The sequence below is a fragment of the Labrenzia sp. C1B70 genome (assembly GCF_000475395.1).
Taxonomy (GTDB): domain Bacteria; phylum Pseudomonadota; class Alphaproteobacteria; order Rhizobiales; family Stappiaceae; genus Roseibium; species Roseibium algicola.
The window spans coordinates 375386-392953 of the sequence record NZ_AXCE01000062.1 but is presented as its reverse complement, the minus strand read 5'-3'; the positions used below and the strand labels follow the sequence as shown (position 1 = coordinate 392953).

Sequence of the window (17568 nt, the reverse complement as noted above, 5' to 3'; positions counted from 1 at the left end):
ATCAGAAGGCCGTCTCGCCGGCCCCTTTGAGGCCCAGCATCTGCCGGGCTTCTTCCGGTGTTGCGACCGTTCGCCCGAGTTCCTCGACAATCTTGCGGATCTTGGTGACCTGCTCCGCGTTGGAACGGGCCAGCTTACCCTTGGCGATGTAGAGATTGTCCTCCAGCCCGACACGGACGTGCCCGCCCATGCTGGCAGCAATGGTGGCGAAAGGGATCTGCTGTCGGCCCGCCGCAAGAACGGAGAAGACATAGTCGTCGCCGAAAAGCTTGTCCGCCATCCGCTTCATGTGCTGCAGGTTTTCCGGGTCCGCACCGATACCGCCCAGAACGCCGAAGACGAACTGGATAAAGTACGGCGGCTTGACGAGACCCCGGTCGGCGAAGTGGCGCAGCATGTAAAGATGCCCGACGTCGTAGCATTCGAACTCGAAACGCGCACCGCGCTGCTGGCCCATCTGTGTCAGCACGAATTCGATATCCCGCGGTGTGTTCTTGAAGACGAGATCATCCGTTCCGCGCAGGAAAGGCTGCTCCCAGTCATGCACCCACGCGTCGTAACGGTCGGCCAGCGGATAGAGCGCAAAGTTCATTGTGCCCATGTTGAGTGAGCACATTTCCGGCTCTGCCTTCAGCGGACCGGCAAGCCTGTCCTCCAGGCTCATGATGGCGCTGCCACCGGTGGACAGGTTGAGCACCGCGCCGCAGCCCGCCTTGATCTCCGGAAGGAAGGCCATGAAGTCGGCCTCCCGCGCCGACGGCTGACCGGTTTCCGGATTTCGGGCATGAAGATGCAGGATTGCGGCGCCCGCCTCGGCAGCGCCTATCGCCTGGCCTGCAATCTCGGCAGGCGTCACCGGCAAGTGAGGCGACATGGTGGGTGTATGTATGGAGCCCGTGACGGCACAGGTGATGATGATCTTGTCTGTCATGTCTTGAATGTCAGCTGGCTCTGGCCTGTTGCTGCGAAATCCTGTCGAGAAACTGGCGGAGAGAAAGGTCGAGACCTTCGATGATCTCGGCAACATGATCCGGTGTCGAGATCATGGGGGGCGCAATCAGGAAGTGGTCGCCGCTGTAGCCGCCCCGTGTCCGGCGGGAATAGATGATAAGGCCGTTCTCATAAGCAATATCGACCAGTTCGTTGAAGGCGTTCAGTTCCTTTGCGAGCGGTCTCAGGCTTGCACGGTCCTCGACCAGTTCGAAGGCCAGCAACAGCCCTTCGCCGCGTACGTCGCCGATGATCGAATAGCGGTCCATCAGCTTCTTCAGTTCGCTCTTCAGGAGCGCCCCGGTCTCGGCCGCGTTCTGGCACAGGTTTTCCCGCTCGATCTCCTCCAGCACCGCCAGACCGGCAGAGCAGGCAAGCGGATTGCCGGCATATGTGAAACCATGCAGGAAACCGCCATTGTCGAGCACGTTGGTGACGATGTCCTTATGCGCAATCATGGCGCCCAGAGGCGCATAACCAGCAGCAAAGCCTTTGGAGATCACCAGAATATCCGGATCGACATTCCAGTGTTCACCGGCGAAGAACTTTCCGGTCCTCCCGCCACCGGTCATGACCTCGTCATGGATCAGCAGGACGCCGTAACGCGTGCAGATCTCGCGAATGCGTTGCATGTACCCCTTCGGCGGCACGAGCGCGCCGGTGGAGGCGCCACCGATCGGCTCGACAATAAAGGCCAGGATTGTTTCCGGGCCTTCGGACAGGATCTTCGCCTCCAGCATGTCGGCGTAGTGTCTACCCGTTGCCTCGTCGTCCGGATCCAACCCGTCGAGATAGGCGCGCGGTGCCGGGATCTTCGGCATCGGCCGCATCATGGGGTCGAACGGCGCGGTAAGGGGTGCATAGCCTGTCAGGGCCAGAGCGCCAAGCGTGCAGCCGTGATAGCTCGGTTCGCGCGAGATGATCTTGTAACGCTGCGCCTGGCCGATCGCGATGGCGTTCTGGCGGGCCAGCTTGATGGCGCTCTCCACCGCTTCCGACCCACCGGAAACGAAGAAGACCTTTTCCAGTCCCTCGGGTGCCAGTGCGGCGGTCCTGGCGGCAAGCAGCTCCGCAGGCTCTGTCTCGAAATGGAGGCGGTAACCGAAGGTGGACTTGTCCATCTGCTTGCGCATTGCCTCCAGCACGCGCGGGTTGGAATGGCCGATGTTGCAGACCATCGCCCCGGACGAACCGTCGAGATAGCGCTTGCCGTCGACGTCCCACATGTAGACGCCGCGCGCCTGGTCCAGAACAGGCCGGCGCTGACGAGACTGATAGAACAGATGAGAAGTTTGCGGACGGCTCATGAAGCAGCTCCAGGCAGGGCTGCGCAGTCGCGCGGACGGAAGCGAACGAAGACGTCCGAGCCTTCCTCGAAAGGGTGCTGATCGATCATGTTGATCACCTGAAGTTGCTGGTCGCCGACACGCACGAAATACCGTGCCGCCTGACCCTGGTAGTCCACCGCCTCGACCTTGCCGTCGAGCGCGATGCGATCATCCGCCGGAGCGGATTTTTCCGCCAGCAGAAGTTTTTCAGCCCGGATAACAAGCTGTGCAGGACCGGCCTGCGAAAGATTGGGAGCCTTTTCCCTCGGCACATTGATCTTGCCGAAGTAAGGCAGTTCAAGGGACAGCTCCTGCCCGTTCACGGCCTGGCACGTCGCTGGCAGAATGTTGGAGATGCCCAGGAAGCGCGAAACGAACTCGCTTGCAGGCGTGTTGTAGACCTCCTGCGGCGTGCCGATCTGCTCCACCCGTCCGTTGGACATCACCACGATCCGGTCGGACATGGCGAGCGCTTCGGACTGGTCATGGGTAACGAAGACGGTGGTGATGCCGATCTGGTGCTGGATGCGCTTCAGCTCAACACGCATGTCCTCGCGCAGGTTGGCGTCGAGCGCGGACAGCGGTTCGTCCAGAAGCAGCACGTCCGGCTCTATGACGATGGCCCGCGCCAGCGCGATACGTTGCTGCTGACCACCGGAAAGCTGCTTGGGATAACGGTCGCTGACATGGGGCAGCTGAACCAGTTCCAGCGCATCGCGCACTTTCTTTTCGGCATCCGCCTTCGGGATGTCGCGGTATTTCAGGCCGAAAGCCACATTTTCGGCAATCGTCTTGTGGGGAAAGAGCGCGTAGTTCTGGAAGACGAGACCAAGGTTTCGCCTGTGGATCGGCACGTGGTTGATGCGTTGACCCTTGATGGTGATGTCGCCTTCGGAAGGGTCGATGAGACCGGCGATCATCCTGAGGGTGGTCGTCTTGCCACATCCGGAAGGGCCGAGCAGCGTTACGAAGCTTCCGTCCGGGATGTCCATGCTCATCCGGTGAACGGCGGTAAAGCCACCGAACTTCTTGACGATATTGTTGAGGGAAACCGCGCTCACGCAAATTCTCCAGGTCCTGGGGAGAAGACGACCTTCCGGCAGCAACTGCCGGAAGGTGCCGGGTCAGTGATGGGGCCGTACCGGGCTCAGTACCCCTTCTGGATCCGCCCGAACATCTTGGACCAGTCCTGTTCGTGGCTGTTCCAGTATTCCGGATTGGCGAAGGTCAGACCGTCAAGCGTGCCGGTCGGATCGAACGCCGGAAGGGTCGGGATCTTCTTGCCGAGATCAACCTTTGTCGGGTCAAGCGCCGGCGGGTAGTTCTGGCCTTCGGCGACCGCGATCGAGGTTTCGGGCGCCAGCATGAAGTTCAGGAGTTCCTCGCAGGCTTCCATCGGCGAACCCTTGATCACGAACAGGCATTCCTGCCAGCCGAAACCGTTGGGCGGATCGATATAGCCGATGTCATGGCCCTGCTCCTGAAGGGCGTAGATCCGGCCGGACCAGCCCTCGGTAACGTAGATTTCCTCTTCGGCCAGAAGGCTCATCAGTTCCGCACCGGACTGCCAGTATTTCAACAGCAGATCGCGGTTGGTGCGCACAGCCTGCCAGACCGCATCCATATCCGTTGCGTTGTTCGGATCCTGGTCGGTCTGCAGCGATGCGTACCAGATACGGGTGCGCCAGTCGGACCAGCCGCCGATCTTGCCCTTGTAGGCTTCGTCGATCAGGAGCTTTGCACCCTTTTCCTTGGCTTCGTCGTCGGAGATGTATTTCCGGTTATAGGCAATGCCTGTGGTGCCGTAGTCATAAGGTACACAGGACAACTTGCCGTCTGTGACACCGCGGAAGACGTCGGTGAGTTTCGGGATCACGTATTTCAGGTTCGGGATGTTGTCCTCGTTGAGCGTCGAGTTCAGCCCGAGATTGACATAGCGTGCGTAGTCGAAGACGCCTGACAGGTGAGCGATATTGTATTCGCCTTCCTGGCTGGCCTTGACGCGCGACAGATATTCATCACCGCCGCCGAACGTTCCGTCGACAACCTTGATGCCGGTCTTTTCGGTGTAGGGATCGAAGGCATATTTGCGGAAGGCTTCCGAGACGACCCCACCCCAACCATCGAAGCGGACTTCCTCCGTCGCAGCCATGGCATGGCGGGTAAAGGGTGTCTGCACACCGTAGGCGAGACCGGCTGCCCCGATCAGACCGAGAAACTTGCGGCGATCGAGATCACCGTTGAGATAGCGTTCGCGCAGACGCTCATAGCGTTTGGTATTGTCCATCTTGTTTTCCACTCTGGTTCTTGTGTCGGTTTCTTGCTTTGATCGCGCGGTTCTAACCGCCGCGCTGCATGGCCATCCGCCGGACGATTGCCAGCCCGAGAAGCGGCAGGCCGACGGTCAGGAAAATCATCACGGTGCCGAGCGCGTTGATCTCCGGGGAGATGGAATTGCGCAGCATGGCAAAGATCTGGGTGGGCACGGTTTCGACACCGCCCGGCTTCCAGAACAAGGTGCCGGTGATATCGTCGAAGCTGATGGTGAAGGCGAAGAGCATACCCGCGAAGACCGCCGGGGCCAGCAGCGGCAGCGTGATCTGGAAAAAGGCCTGCACGGGACTGGCGCCAAGGCTGAGTGCGGCTTCCTCGTAGTCGCGGCGGATGCCGACAAGGCGGGCCTGCACCACAAGGATGACAAAGGGCAGCGTGAAGATGACGTGCCCCATCAGGAGCAGGAAGAAGCTCTTGTTGATCGACAGGAAATTCAGGAACAGCAACAAGGCGACCGCCAGCACCACCTCCGGCACCAGGATCGGCGCAATCAGGAGGGTGGAGATCAGGTTGCGGCCGGGCACGTCGTAGCGCACCAGGGCAAGACTTGCCAAAACGCCAAGTGTCGTGGAGATCAGCGCCGTCAGCGCACCAAGGACAATCGAGGTCTGGAATGCCCGCAGGATAGCGTCGTTTCCGGCCAGTTCGACGAACCAGCGGAACGAGAAGCCGGTCATCGGAAAGCTGCCGAACTGGCTGGCGTTGAAGCTGAGCAGAACCACCACCGCGACCGGCAGGAACATGAACAGATAGACCAGCAGCGTATAGGCCCGGATCAGTTGCCACCCCATCAGCCAAGCCCCTTCATCAGTTGGCCCATGCCGAGATAGTGGTTGTAGATCAGCACCAGGGCGCCGAGGACGGCGAGCAGCATGAGCGAGAGCGCAGAGCCGAGCGGCCAGTTGAGCTGTGTGATGATCGCCTCGAAAACGAGATTGGCGAACATGGCGTCCGTCGGACCACCCAGAACCAGCGGTGTGATGTAGGTGCCGGCGCTCAGCACGAAACAGAGCAGGCCGCCCGCGGCGAGCCCCGGCAGGGACAGCGGCAAGGTGACTTCCCGGAATGCCTGCCAGCGGGTGGAGCCGAGGGAACAGGCCGCGTCCTCCAGCGAAACATCGATCCCTTCCAGCGCCACATAGACGTTCAACACCATGAAGGGCAGCAGGAAATGCACGAGGCCTAGGATCACGGTCGGCTCGTTGTAGAGCATCTGGACCGGTTCGGAGACGATGCCGAGGTTGAGCAGGGCCCAGTTGACCGCACCCGATACACCCAGGATGTTGATCCAGGACATGGTCCGGATGATGTAGCTGATCCAGAACGGCAGCATCAGCAACAGCAGCAGCAAGGCCTTGTTGCCACGCGAACGGGCAATGAAATAAGCCGCCGGATAGCCCATGACGGCACAGGCAAATGTGGTGATGGCGGCAATCCGCAACGTACCGAGCAGGATGTCCCGATAGAAGGGATCGGTCAGCGCCTCGTTCCAGTTGTCCAGGTAAAAGCCCGCCTGGTCAGCGCCCGTGGCCGTGCGCAGCCAGAACGAATAGACGACAATAAAAACAAGCGGCACGAAAAGCAGCAGCCCCACTGCTGTGAGCGCAGGGGAAAGGAGTATCCATGGCTGTCGTTTTTCCCGCGCCTCGACGCTCATGCGCTCAAACCCTGCCAGATGCCTTGTCAAAATTGCTTGACTTCAGCGTCGCAGGGAGGTGTTCATTGATCAAATAGATAATGAAAATTATAACTATAGATCTGATCAATGGCTGATGGATTACGCCCGATCCAGGCGGAACGGCTTGCCCGCGAACTGGACTGGAACCTGCTGAGAACCTTCATCGTCCTGGCCCAGTCCGGAAGTGTGACGCGGGCGGCTGACAGACTGCGCCTCAAGCAGCCCACCGTTTCCAGCGCACTGAAGCGGCTGGAGGACCGGTTGGGACGCAAGCTCATCAATCGCAAGCCGGGTCAGTTCGAGCTGACGGAAGCCGGCGAATTGCTGTTGAAGGAAGCCATCGAGATCCAGGGTTCCATCCTGAGGCTCGGAACCCTGATGCGTGACGTCACCGACGAAATCCGCGGCCACGTCGAAATCGCCATGGCCAGTCACGTGGTTTCGCCTCTCTATGACGACACCCTGCGCGAGTTTCACGAACGACACCCGGCCGCAACACTCACCATCAACGTTTCGGCCAGCAAGGACGCACTGGAAGCCGTCACGTCCCGCCGGGCTTCGCTCGCCGTCTGCCTGGTGCGCGAACGCAATCCAAAGCTTGAGTACCTGCGCCTTTTCCGGGAGTTTTTCGGCCTCTTCTGCGGTCCGCCTCACCCGCTTTACGGCAAGACCAACCTGACAAAGGCCGATCTTGCCGGCCAGTCCGCCGTCAGCTTCGTGACCGACCGGCTGGAAGACGCCCTTCGTCCGGTAACGCTGATGCGGGCGGAAGCGGATCTTGAAGACCGGATCGTCGGCACATCGGCCAACCTGGAAGAAGTCCGGCGCATGATCATTGCCGGACTGGGCATCGGCCCCTTGCCTGTCCACGTTGCCAAGCGGGATATTCGAGAGGGTCTTTTGTGGCAACTCCCACCCTATGACGCGCTGCCGGAGATCGACGTTCATGTGGTCTGGAACCCGAAGGCGAAACTCAACCGCGCCGAACAGGCTCTTCTGGACATGCTGCTGGAAAAGATAAGGCTGACGCCGATAGAGGAGCGGACCTATCGCTGACACATATCGCGGAGCATTGGCCTGCCGGCTTCTTTACCAACCCGAGCGACCAATACGGGAAACCCGGCAGCGGCCCGTTGCATTCCCCCGCTGACGTTGTAAAACTTTCAGGACGCTACGAAAATTGGCGATCAACGCCGTCCGGGTCGAAGGGGTAGGAAGATGAATGGTGTGCGGTTCGCCTGGAAAATGCTCTTCCTTGCGCTGGTGACAGTGGTCCTTATTCAGTCGCCTGCCAATGCATCGGAAGAATTCTTTGAAGGCGGCTGGACCCTGCAACGGGATGCATCTTCCCTGCGCTTCCAGTCGGTCAAGAACCTGACCATTGTGGAATCCAGTTCCTTCGCGGAATTTGAAGGCGGCATTGACGATGCCGGCAACGCCAGCGTCCGCGTCTTTCTTGACTCGATCGATACGAAAATCGACCTTAGAAACGTGCGCATGCGGTTTCTCTTCTTCGAAACGTTCGAGTTCCCTGAAGCCGTCATCTCGACGAAAATTGATGCGTCAGCCCTGACTGATCTTCCGACCGTCAAACGCAAGACGATCCCGCTTGCCTTCAATCTCGACCTTCACGGCGTCTCAAAACCGTTCGAGGCCAATGTTACGGTGACCTATCTGAGCGAAGACCTGGTTGCCGTTTCGAGCACCGCGCCGGTGTCTGTTGCAGCTTCCGACTTCGCCCTCGGTGGCGGTATCAAGAAGCTCGAGGAAGCCGCCGGCGTCGTCATCGTGCCATCGGCAACGGTCTCCTTCGATTTCGTCTTCGCCCGCAAATCGGGCGAAACGGACGAGGACGATGCCGACGACCAGACCCAGCAGGCGGCCGCTTCTCAGCCAGCTGCAAGCACCGCGCTTGAACCGGAAGGCAACCTGGACAACGAGGCTTGCACCGGCCGGTTCGAGATCCTGTCCCGCACGGACAACATTTACTTTCCAAGCGGCAGTTCGCAGCTTGATCCGCGGAGCCAGCCACTCCTGAACAGCCTCGTTGACATCATCATGAGATGCCCGGAGCTGACCATTGAAGTCGGAGGACATACCGACAGTGATGGCAGCGATACATCGAACCTGGCCCTGTCCGAACGCCGGGCGGGTGCGGTCAAGCAGTATCTTGTCTCCAAGAACGTTCCCGACAGCAGGATCAGGAGTGTCGGGTATGGCGAAAGCCGTCCCGTCGCTCCGAACACCTCCGCGGAAGGAAAGCAACGCAACCGGCGGATAGAGTTTGTCGTTGTCGAATAGGTCCAACATGAACCGCTTTGCAATCGCAATCCTTTTGGCACTGACAGTGACCATTGGCGCGCTGTCTGAGAGGGCTCACGCGGAACCGCGCCTGGCTCTGGTGGTCGGCAATGGCGCTTACACGACCGTGACGCCACTGGACAATCCGGTAAACGACGCAAGCCTGATGGCCGACGCGCTGCGCAAGGTCGGCTTCGAGGTAACCCTCGTCACCGACTCCAGCCAGAACGAGATGATCACGGCGATTTCGCAGTTCGGCAGCAAGTTGCGGGCCGCGGGCGAGGACGCAACCGGGCTGTTCTATTATGCCGGCCACGGCGTGCAATCGTTCGGTGCAAACTTTCTCCTTCCGGTCGATATCGAACTTCAGGACGCTGCCGACCTCAGCCTGGTCGGTGTCCCTGCGCAGGCCGTTCTGCGGCAGATGTTTTCAGCACGGAACCGGACCAACATCGTCATTCTGGATGCCTGCCGAAACAATCCGTTCGTTTCCATCCCGGACCTCAGCGACAACGGTCTGGCAGAAATGAAGGCCCCAAGAGGCACTTTCCTCTCCTATTCCACCGCACCGGGCGACATCGCGCTCGATGGTATCGGCGGCAACAGCCCCTTCACCGAAGCGCTGGCCCGGCACATGCCGACACCCGGCATGCCCGTCGAAACCCTTTTCAAGGCGGTGCGGGTCGATGTTCTGAAGGAGACCGGCAACCAGCAGACCCCGTGGGACACGTCCTCCCTCACCGTTGATTTCCAGTTTGTCCCGGCCAAGGCTCCCTCTGCCGAGGAAGTCGAGCTGCGCCAGATCTGGGACACGGTGAAACTCAGCAAGGACCCCTTGCAGGTCCTCCTGTTCCTGCGCGCGCACCCGGACAGCCGATACTCCGCAGAAGCCAGGGAACTCCTGACGGCTCTGATGGAGAAGGAAACGCAGCCCACCGCGCAAGCGACACCTGCCCCAAAACAGGAATCCGAACCTGCCACGCCCCAGACAAGCGAGCGTGACATGATCGAAACAGCGCGCCGAGAGGGAACCGCAAGCGCCTATCAAACCTATCTGGATGCATATCCGAACGGTGCCTTTGCCGAACTCGCACGCCTGGAGCTGCAAACGATCGTCAACAAGGAGCAGAGCACGGACCCGGTCGCCAGTCAGCCGCAGCAGGAAGACGCGCCGGCCATCGCCGAGCAAGGCTCACCTGCCGCCGAGCCGGGGGAACCGTCAGCCGTCATAGCATTCAACGCCCCCCTTGCCATGGGAGAGCCGGATATCGCCACCCGAAGCATTTCGGAGCTGATCACCGGATCGCCGAAATTTCCGCCGATCGAGGGCCTGCCGGAAGCGGTCTGGAAGGACAAGACTTGTGCCGCCTGTCATCAATGGGAGCAGGCGAACCTGTGCGACCAGGCCAAGACCTATGTCGCAGACAAGTCCAGAACCATCGAGAAACAGCACCCCTACGGCGGCACTTTCAAGAATGCGCTGCGGCTTTGGGCCGAACAGGGATGTCCGTAACTTCGACGCCGGTTCTGTAGCGATCCGACGTGTTTTTGCGTGCCTCGGTTACTGCGATTTCGAGATCACCGCATAGTCGGAGTAGCCGGCGTAAAGGCGATGGAAAGAGGCAACTGCGCCGATGCTGGCAGCCAGGGCTTTCAACTCGCCTTCCAGGTCGGCTCGTGGAGACACGTGGAAGGATTTGAGCCAGGCAAAAAGCACGCGCTTGAACCAGCCAGGCAAGTGTTCCTGCTGACCGAAATCGACCACGTGGATCCGCCCGTCCGGCGCCAGCCGCGCGGCACCTGCCGCCAATGCTTCGCGCCAGATCGGGATCATGGACAGCGTATAGGAATAAAAGACGCGGTCGAAAGCCGGAACACCAAAACCTTCCGTTGCCGCCGGGTTTGCGGCATCGCCTTCCACAAGCGTGATCCGGTCTGTCAGGCCTGCCTTGTCGATGTTCTTCTGGGCGGTTTCCAGCATGTTCCTGGAAATGTCGAGACCGTAGAAACGAACGTCCGGATAGGCTTTCGCAGCCGCAATCAGGTTCCGGCCGGTGCCGCAGCCAAGTTCCAGCACGACGCCGTCTCGCGGCGGCTGAAGCTCTCGGATCAGCTTGTCGCGCCCGAGCAGGTAGAACTTGCGGGTCAGGTCGTAAAAATGGCGCTGATGGCGATAGACGGCATCCATCAGCCGGGCTGTTTCGACGGCTTGGGTCATGACGCTATGTTTCCGTACGCAGGACGGCCAGCTTAGCCGTTGAACACATAAAGATGGAAGCCACCATAAATGGAGGAGCGGTCCTGACGGCCAAGCTCCAGGCTTTCCTCTTCCTCGTAGGTCCAGCGGTTCAGGATCTGGTCGGATACGCGGCCCGGCAGAAGCGTCGGTTCGGCAGCGGTGCGAAAGATGACCCGGGCACCTGGAAGCGCGGTCCGCGTTATCTCGGTCCAGAGTGCATTGAGCTGATGGTCTGTCATCCAGTCCTGGGCGTCCAGCAGCACATAGGCGTCAAGCGTATTGTCCTGAACCGACTGAAGGTGTTCGGTAAAATTGCGATTGAGCACACGGACCCGGCCCGCACGCTGACGGATTTCCTCGAAATGCTCGCGCTTTAGGTATGGCGGCAAAGGCCCGGCCGGCCCAGTGCTGTCCTGATCGCTTGGAGCATAACCACGGCCGAAGGCCTGCCAGGCGAAATAGTTGTCCTGCATGGAGAAGTCGCAAGCGAGTTTCTCAAGCCGCTGACGCAGAACCGCAGACATGTCGCGTTCGGCACTGGCCGATACCAGGGCGTCATACTGCGCCGGCGGAATGCCGAGGCCGTAGAGCGACATCTTCTTGGACGTAGCCCAGCGCACCAGACGCTTGTCGAACAGCGGCGCCAGTGCGGTATCGAAGAAAGTGCGCTGTTCTTCCAGCGACCTTGTCTTGACCATGTGCTTCGGGTCGATGCCATAGAGCCTTGCGACCAGGTGTCCCGCGCCGATGCAATAGCCCAGCAGACCGTGATGATAGAGGTCGCGCGAGAACAGCGTGATCCTCTTGCGGCCCCAATTGGCCATGTCACGGCCTTCCCAGTAGGCGACCGTTTCAGGATCGAGCTTGTCTTTCAGGAAACGCTGATAGGCGGCAACATTGGCCTTTTCGTCTGCTTCACCGAAGAACCTGTAGAAGACCTCGTAATTCGGCAGATGCTTGGCTGCCGCCAGTTTCAGCCGGCCCAGCGCCACATGTGCACGGTTGAGGTCCACCGCAGTGATCTCGGCCGGATTTGCCGTCAGGTAGGACATGACGTTGCAGCCGCCCGACGCGATCGTGATCATTCGGGAGTCCGGCGTCAGGCGAAGAGCCCTCATGTCGACATCCGGATCTTCCCAGATCTGCGGATAGACAAGGCCCTTGAAAGCGAATGTGAACAAGCGCTCGAGAAAACCGTCCTTGGAGGTGGCTTCGGAACGGTGAACCGCATTCTTGAGACGTTTCTTCGATGCGGTAAGCGTGCTCTGCGCCATGTCTTTCTCCCGAGTCACCTGCGCCAATAAACTGCCTTCCGATACGTGACGGACGCGACAGTTTGGTGACGTTTGCGGAGAATCGAGCCGTTATCCGGATAATAAACCGCCAGTGAAGACCTGCCTCGGCAGTCAGGAGTGTCTTCATCGATGGGAAGCCTTCCTCCCCAGCGGAAACGAAACAAAAAAGCCCCCGCCGAAGCGGGGGCTGTGTTTCCGTCCGGACCGTTGGGAGATCCGAACCTAGCGCGTGATAACCACGAAGTCGGTGCCAAGACCCGTGTTGCGGGTGAAGTTTCGGTCCGTGACCGTCAGGGACGAACCCGGGGTCAGCATCCTGGAAACTTCAAGCGCGACCTTCTTGGACATCTCGATCCGGTCGAGAACGTCCATCGACGCGCCACCGCGTTCACCTTCGGCAGATACCGCCATCCACTCGACCGACGAGTCTCCGGGCTTGAAATCCATGGCGGTGAAAACGTGCGTTCCGATTTCCTGGTCGATATCCTTGATCGAGACAGGGGCGGAATAGACATCGCGGAACTTGCGACGGATCCGCAGCGTTGCATTCTTCGGCTCTTCGTATCCGGCATCGGCATGGATGCGGAACTCAAGCGCATTGGTCAGCTGACCGGTTACCGGCAGTTCGGCACCTTCCTGGTACAGGCTGATTGCTGCACGGGTCTTGCGGCCCATGACACCGTCTTCCGGACCGGCATTGAAGCCCATCTGGTTGAGCAGCTGTTGCAGCACCTGAATGCGGCTTGGTGCTTTCTGCGGCGTGATGATCATCCGAAGAGGCTGATCGAAATAAGGATTTTCCGGCTGTACTGCCGGCAGGTTAGCCTGCAGAGGCGCTTCCTGAATGGCACCACGCAGTGCCGGATCGGCTGCAATGGTCTCGTCCGTCAGGCTTGCGACCTCGGTTTCAGGCACATAGGGCTGCGGCAATACAGCGTGATGCACACCAAGCGGGTTCGCCTCGCCCCGTGTCACGACAACATGCATGCCGCGCTCGGTCATGCTGTAAAGCGACTGTGCAAAGGCTTTCGGAAGACGAATGCAACCGTGCGAAGCCGGATAGCCGGGCAACCTTCCGACATGCAGGGCAATACCCGACCATGTCAGACGCTGCATGAATGGCATCGGCGCATTGTCGTAGAGGTTGGAAAAGTGCTTGCGCCTCTTTTCCAGAATGGAAAACACACCGGTCGGTGTGCTGTGGCCGCGCTTCCCGGAGGAAATCGACGACACTTCGATCAGATCAAGGCCGCGATAGACCTTGATCTTCTGCTCGTCCAGCGACACCAGCATATGCAATGGCGGTTCGCTTGCCACATCCGTTTCCGGAGCGGCGTCACGCGCGAATGCGGCCGACATGGCGGCGAACGAAATAACTGCGGCACCGGTCAAGTTGAGCAGCGAGCGCTTGTGCCTGCTCCGGCTATTCATTTCCAATGACAACATCCCTGAGCTCCCCAACGCAAATACCCATAAAGCTCGATTAAAACTGTAACCAACATCTGTGTAGATCGGGTTAGGAAACACGGTTACTTATTGGTTTCCTTCGACCTTTCAGCCGCAAAGTCGCACATTACCCAGCTCGCGGCTGTTATTCACATCACATTTTGTACAGCTAGCAGCCGCAACGTGAACGGGGCCTGAATGGGGAAAACGGCCCATTCACGCCAACGGTTCCCGCAGGAGTGGCTTTTCTCAGGCTTTCAGTCCGTCCAGGAAACGGACGGGTTCGCCGCGCGAGGGTGTCGTCAGTTCGCCGTCCCACATGACGCGCTGCCCGCGGACAACAGTCCCAACCGGCCAGCCGGTGACGTCCTTGCCGTCATAAGGTGTCCAGCCGCACTTGGAGGCAATCCACTCGTTGCGGATCGTTTCCTTGCGCTTCATGTCCACCACGGTGAAGTCGGCATCGTAGCCGACTGCGATCCGGCCCTTGAGCGCCGTCTGGAAAAGACGGGCCGGGCCTGCACTGGTCATGTCGACAAAACGCGCGAGGCTGAGGCGGCCTGCGTTGACGTGATCCAGCATGATCGGAACCAGCGTCTGCACACCGGTCATTCCGGACGGGGACGCCGGATAGGGCTTCTGCTTTTCTTCCAGAAGATGCGGGGCATGATCGGAACCGAAGATGTCGAGAATGCCCTGCTGCAAGGCCCACCAGAGACGTTCCGAGTGGCGCGGTGCACGCACCGGTGGGTTCATCTGAACCAGCGTACCCAGCCGGTGGTAGGCTTCGTCCGTCAATGTCAGGTGGTGCGGTGTCACCTCGATGGAGGCGACATCCTTGTGGTCGATCAGGAAATCGACCTCCTCTGCCGTAGACAGATGCAGAATGTGGATCTTGGCGCCGGTTTCGCGCGCAATGCCCACAAGACGCTGGGTGCACTGAAGCGCTGCGATCTCGTCACGCCAGATCGGATGGGAGCTTGGGTCGCCTTCAACACGTTCTCCCTGACGTTCGCGCAGGCGGAATTCGTCCTCGGAGTGGAAGGCCGCCCGGCGGCGGGTTACGGACAGGATTTCCTTCACGCCCTGGTCGTCTTCCACCAGAAGGTCGCCGGTGGAAGACCCCATGAACACCTTGATGCCCGCTGCCGCCGGCAGTCGTTCCAGGTCAGGAATGTCCTTGACGTTATCCCGCGTACCGCCAACCCAGAAGGCAAAGTCGCAGTGCATGCGATGGTGTCCGCGCCGCACCTTGTCGGCAAGGGCTGCCTCGGAAGTCGTCAGCGGATTGGTGTTCGGCATCTCGAAAACCGCGGTGACGCCGCCCATGACGGCAGCACGGGAACCGGATTCCAGGTCTTCCTTGTGGTCGAGACCGGGCTCGCGGAAATGCACCTGGGTGTCCATGACGCCCGGCAGGACATGCAGCCCCGTGCAATCGACCGTTTCGCCTGCCTGTGAAGCGTCGAAGGAGCCTATCCCGACAATCCGGCCGCCGCGAACAGCGACATCACGCTGCCCCTCGCCGTCCTGATTGACTACGGTTCCGCCCTTCAGGATCAGGTCATAGGTCGCGCTCATGTGGCTCCTCCGCGTTAATTCGGGTCTGTCGGCAGGTCTATTCAACGGGCTTATACGCGGCCCGGCGGCAAAGGACCAGACAGGGGTCGACAGATTCAGAACCTTGCCCACGGTGGGGAAAGCGCCTATGTGGCACTCAAGTGAAACTGGCCAGTCAACCTGTCTGAATCAGTCATCCGTTCCATGGAGCCTGCCGTGTCGACCCTGTCCTATGCCCACCTGTCCGACCGCTCGTTGATCCGCGTTGGCGGTGCCGAGGCACAGCATTTCCTGCAAAACCTGGTGACGGCGGATATCGACGGCATGACGGAAGGCGGCGCACGTGCAGGTGCCCTGCTGACGCCCCAGGGCAAGATCCTGTTCGATTTCCTGATTTACCGCGTCGAAACCGGGTATCTGCTGGATGCCCCATCAGAAACGGCAGCTGACCTTCTGAAACGGCTGACATTCTATCGGCTGCGGGCAAAGGTGGAACTGGAACTGCTGCCGGAAGACATTGGTGTGATTGCCGTTTGGGATGACGCTTCGGAAGCGGGCAACGGTTTGAACCTTGGTCTGGCGGCAGCCCTGGCCTGCGTCACGGATCCACGGCTGCCAGCGCTCGGGATGCGCGTTTCCGGTTCAGTGGCTGATGTTTCCGCAATGCTCGACGGTTCACCCGCGGACGTTGCAGCCTATGATCTTCACCGCATTTCAAAAGGCGTGCCGGAAGGTCTGAAAGACTACGACTACTCGGATATTTTCCCTCACGATGCCGATCTAGATCAGCTTGGCGGTGTCTCCTTTTCCAAGGGATGTTACGTCGGTCAGGAAGTGGTTTCGCGCATGCAGCACCGGGGCAGCGCCCGCAAGCGGTTCGTTCAGATCGAAAGCGCCGCGATGCTCCCCGAAAAGGGCGCCGATATCATGGCCGGCGGCAAATCCGTCGGGGCGCTCGGGTCCAGTGCCGGTACCGGCGACAGCGCTGTGGGCCTTGCCCTGCTCCGTCTTGACAAGGTAGCCCAAGCCAAGGACAACGGCATCCCTCTGCAATGCGGTGACGCGGAGATTCTGGTCAAGGTGCCCGATTGGGCATCGTTTTCCTTGCCGGAGCCCAGCACCGCGGACTGAAACCGCGAGATCTTTGAGGACCGATGGCCTCTGCCCGAACCGACCAGCCCCCGCGCGCCTGGCAGCGCATGTTGTCCGGCAGACGGCTCAATCTTCTGGACCCCTCACCGCTCGACGTCGAGATCTCCGACATCGCCCATGGCCTTGCCCGTGTCGCCCGCTGGAACGGACAGACCTATGGCAACCATGCCTTCTCGGTCGCGGAACATTCGCTGATCGTTGAAGACATCGCCATGATGCTGAAACCGGACCTGCCGCCGCACTGGCGCCTGGCTGTTCTGCTGCATGATGCGCCGGAATATGTCATCGGTGACATGATATCCCCCTTCAAGTCCGTCATTGGTGAAGCTTACAAGGGGGTGGAATCCCGCCTGCAGGGGGCAATCCACCTGCGGTTCGGTCTGCCCGCGGCAATTCCCGTGGCCGTGAAGAAGCTTGCAAAGCGCGCCGACATCATCTGTGCCTATTTCGAGGCTGTGGAACTGGCCGGTTTCGACGAAGACGAAGCTGCCAAGATTTTCGGCAAGCCACGCGGTTTTCCGCTCGATGCGAACGGCAAGTTGCGTTACGGCCTTGAGCCTCTGCCAGTGAAATCTGCCCAGGAAATGTTCATGCAGCGCTTTGAAGCGATCGAAGCCCTGCGCGAAGCTGGGAACAACCCGAAAAGCAGACAAGCTAACGGGTGACCTTGCCCACGAATGACCCTAGTTTATTGACGGATACGAAGAACCGGTTCTGTCATGCTGCACGTTTGTTCCCTGTCGAAATTGCCCGAAACGGTGGTGTCCACCGGCGCCAAATCCGTGATCACCCTGATCAACGCCGAAATGAGCGTGCCGACCCCTGTCGGTATCTTGCCGGAACGCCATCTGTTTCTTGCCTTCAACGACATTGTAACGCCGGTGAAGGGGCTGGTTCCGGCCAGTGAAAGGCAAGTGGAGGCTTTTCTGTCCTTCGTGAGATCCTGGGACCGGCAGGAACCGCTGGTGATACACTGCTGGGCAGGCATCAGCCGCTCGACGGCCGGTGCCTATGTGGCAGCTTGTGCGCTCAACCCGAATGCGGATGAATACGATCTTGCGAAGATCCTTCGGACGCGGTCGCCGTCGGCCACACCGAACGCCCGGATTGTTGCGATGGGCGACAAGATCCTCGGCCGTGATGGCCGCATGATCGACGCCATCCGGGGCATCGGCCGCGGTGCAAATGCCTTTGAAGGCAACCCCTTTGTCATGCCGATCGACTGACGACCAACCACGGAGACGC

16 protein-coding genes are annotated in these 17568 nt (G+C 60.0%); 6 read left to right on the top strand and 10 right to left on the bottom strand.

The features are described 5' to 3' along the window. Position 1: 1 nt before the first annotated feature. The 6 genes from Q666_RS62685 to Q666_RS62660 form a co-directional block, all read right to left on the bottom strand. Positions 2 to 931 (bottom strand): 3-keto-5-aminohexanoate cleavage protein, encoded by a 930-nt coding sequence (locus Q666_RS62685; protein ID WP_023001910.1) that lies wholly within the window; start codon positions 929 to 931, stop codon positions 2 to 4. A 10-nt stretch (positions 932 to 941) separates the two neighbouring features. Further along, complete coding sequence (locus Q666_RS62680; RefSeq protein WP_023001911.1) at positions 942 to 2297, bottom strand: aspartate aminotransferase family protein; 1356 nt, start codon at positions 2295 to 2297, stop codon at positions 942 to 944. Next, on the bottom strand, positions 2294 to 3379 hold the full coding sequence (locus Q666_RS62675; RefSeq protein WP_023001912.1) for an ABC transporter ATP-binding protein: 1086 nt from the start codon (positions 3377 to 3379) through the stop codon (positions 2294 to 2296). The genes Q666_RS62680 and Q666_RS62675 overlap by 4 nt, the downstream gene beginning before the upstream one ends. Positions 3380 to 3465: 86 nt before the next feature. After that, positions 3466 to 4605, bottom strand: coding sequence for an extracellular solute-binding protein (locus Q666_RS62670; protein WP_031269697.1), 1140 nt, complete (start codon positions 4603 to 4605; stop codon positions 3466 to 3468). 52 nt (positions 4606 to 4657) lie between these two features. Beyond that, a complete protein-coding gene (locus Q666_RS62665; protein WP_023001914.1) occupies positions 4658 to 5443 on the bottom strand; it encodes an ABC transporter permease in 786 nt (261 codons plus the stop codon). Next, the gene (locus tag Q666_RS62660) at positions 5443 to 6309 is read right to left on the bottom strand and encodes an ABC transporter permease (RefSeq protein ID WP_031269698.1); all 867 of its coding nucleotides are present in this window, start codon (positions 6307 to 6309) and stop codon (positions 5443 to 5445) included. The genes Q666_RS62665 and Q666_RS62660 overlap by 1 nt, the downstream gene beginning before the upstream one ends. A gap of 108 nt (positions 6310 to 6417) precedes the next feature. Between Q666_RS62660 and Q666_RS62655 the strand changes: the two genes are divergently transcribed. From Q666_RS62655 to Q666_RS62645, 3 genes are all read left to right on the top strand, one after another. Then, entirely contained in the window at positions 6418 to 7386 is a 969-nt protein-coding gene (locus Q666_RS62655) for a LysR family transcriptional regulator (RefSeq protein WP_023001916.1), read from the top strand. Between the two features lie 162 nt (positions 7387 to 7548). Next, on the top strand, positions 7549 to 8631 hold the full coding sequence (locus Q666_RS62650; RefSeq protein ID WP_023001917.1) for an OmpA family protein: 1083 nt from the start codon (positions 7549 to 7551) through the stop codon (positions 8629 to 8631). 7 nt (positions 8632 to 8638) lie between these two features. Beyond that, a complete protein-coding gene (locus Q666_RS62645) occupies positions 8639 to 10144 on the top strand; it encodes a caspase family protein (RefSeq protein ID WP_023001918.1) in 1506 nt (501 codons plus the stop codon). Positions 10145 to 10192: 48 nt separating this feature from the next. Here the strand turns inward: Q666_RS62645 and Q666_RS62640 are convergent, their stop codons facing one another. The 4 genes from Q666_RS62640 to Q666_RS62625 all read right to left on the bottom strand — a co-directional run bounded on the left by Q666_RS62640 (position 10193) and on the right by Q666_RS62625 (position 15192). After that, a complete protein-coding gene (locus Q666_RS62640; RefSeq protein WP_023001919.1) occupies positions 10193 to 10849 on the bottom strand; it encodes a class I SAM-dependent methyltransferase in 657 nt (218 codons plus the stop codon). Positions 10850 to 10881: 32 nt separating this feature from the next. Further along, entirely contained in the window at positions 10882 to 12144 is a 1263-nt protein-coding gene (locus Q666_RS62635) for a DUF3419 family protein (protein ID WP_023001920.1), read from the bottom strand. A gap of 243 nt (positions 12145 to 12387) precedes the next feature. Further along, positions 12388 to 13611, bottom strand: a complete 1224-nt coding sequence (locus Q666_RS62630; RefSeq protein WP_031269699.1) for a L,D-transpeptidase — start codon at positions 13609 to 13611, stop codon at positions 12388 to 12390. A 249-nt stretch (positions 13612 to 13860) separates the two neighbouring features. Continuing rightward, entirely contained in the window at positions 13861 to 15192 is a 1332-nt protein-coding gene (locus Q666_RS62625) for a dihydroorotase (protein ID WP_023001922.1), read from the bottom strand. A gap of 195 nt (positions 15193 to 15387) precedes the next feature. Between Q666_RS62625 and Q666_RS62620 the strand changes: the two genes are divergently transcribed. Genes Q666_RS62620 through Q666_RS62610 form a run of 3 tightly spaced genes read left to right on the top strand, consistent with a single transcriptional unit; the run spans position 15388 to position 17549 of the window. Beyond that, complete coding sequence (locus Q666_RS62620; protein ID WP_035910098.1) at positions 15388 to 16302, top strand: folate-binding protein YgfZ; 915 nt, start codon at positions 15388 to 15390, stop codon at positions 16300 to 16302. 23 nt (positions 16303 to 16325) lie between these two features. Further along, on the top strand, positions 16326 to 16988 hold the full coding sequence (locus tag Q666_RS62615) for an HD family hydrolase (protein WP_023001924.1): 663 nt from the start codon (positions 16326 to 16328) through the stop codon (positions 16986 to 16988). 54 nt (positions 16989 to 17042) lie between these two features. Next, on the top strand, positions 17043 to 17549 hold the full coding sequence (locus tag Q666_RS62610) for a tyrosine phosphatase family protein (RefSeq protein ID WP_023001925.1): 507 nt from the start codon (positions 17043 to 17045) through the stop codon (positions 17547 to 17549). Positions 17550 to 17568 lie beyond the last annotated feature (19 nt).

Coding starts and splice junctions, on each gene's coding strand:
- Q666_RS62640 (WP_023001919.1), bottom strand. CDS start 10,849: ATGACCCAAGCCGTCGAAACAGCCCGGCTGATGGATGCCGTCTATCGC.
- Q666_RS62670 (WP_031269697.1), bottom strand. CDS start 4,605: ATGGACAATACCAAACGCTATGAGCGTCTGCGCGAACGCTATCTCAAC.
- Q666_RS62615 (WP_023001924.1), top strand. CDS start 16,326: ATGGCCTCTGCCCGAACCGACCAGCCCCCGCGCGCCTGGCAGCGCATG.
- Q666_RS62610 (WP_023001925.1), top strand. CDS start 17,043: ATGCTGCACGTTTGTTCCCTGTCGAAATTGCCCGAAACGGTGGTGTCC.
- Q666_RS62635 (WP_023001920.1), bottom strand. CDS start 12,144: ATGGCGCAGAGCACGCTTACCGCATCGAAGAAACGTCTCAAGAATGCG.
- Q666_RS62665 (WP_023001914.1), bottom strand. CDS start 5,443: ATGGGGTGGCAACTGATCCGGGCCTATACGCTGCTGGTCTATCTGTTC.
- Q666_RS62630 (WP_031269699.1), bottom strand. CDS start 13,611: ATGTTGTCATTGGAAATGAATAGCCGGAGCAGGCACAAGCGCTCGCTG.
- Q666_RS62680 (WP_023001911.1), bottom strand. CDS start 2,297: ATGAGCCGTCCGCAAACTTCTCATCTGTTCTATCAGTCTCGTCAGCGC.
- Q666_RS62625 (WP_023001922.1), bottom strand. CDS start 15,192: ATGAGCGCGACCTATGACCTGATCCTGAAGGGCGGAACCGTAGTCAAT.
- Q666_RS62650 (WP_023001917.1), top strand. CDS start 7,549: ATGAATGGTGTGCGGTTCGCCTGGAAAATGCTCTTCCTTGCGCTGGTG.
- Q666_RS62660 (WP_031269698.1), bottom strand. CDS start 6,309: ATGAGCGTCGAGGCGCGGGAAAAACGACAGCCATGGATACTCCTTTCC.
- Q666_RS62645 (WP_023001918.1), top strand. CDS start 8,639: ATGAACCGCTTTGCAATCGCAATCCTTTTGGCACTGACAGTGACCATT.
- Q666_RS62685 (WP_023001910.1), bottom strand. CDS start 931: ATGACAGACAAGATCATCATCACCTGTGCCGTCACGGGCTCCATACAT.
- Q666_RS62655 (WP_023001916.1), top strand. CDS start 6,418: ATGGCTGATGGATTACGCCCGATCCAGGCGGAACGGCTTGCCCGCGAA.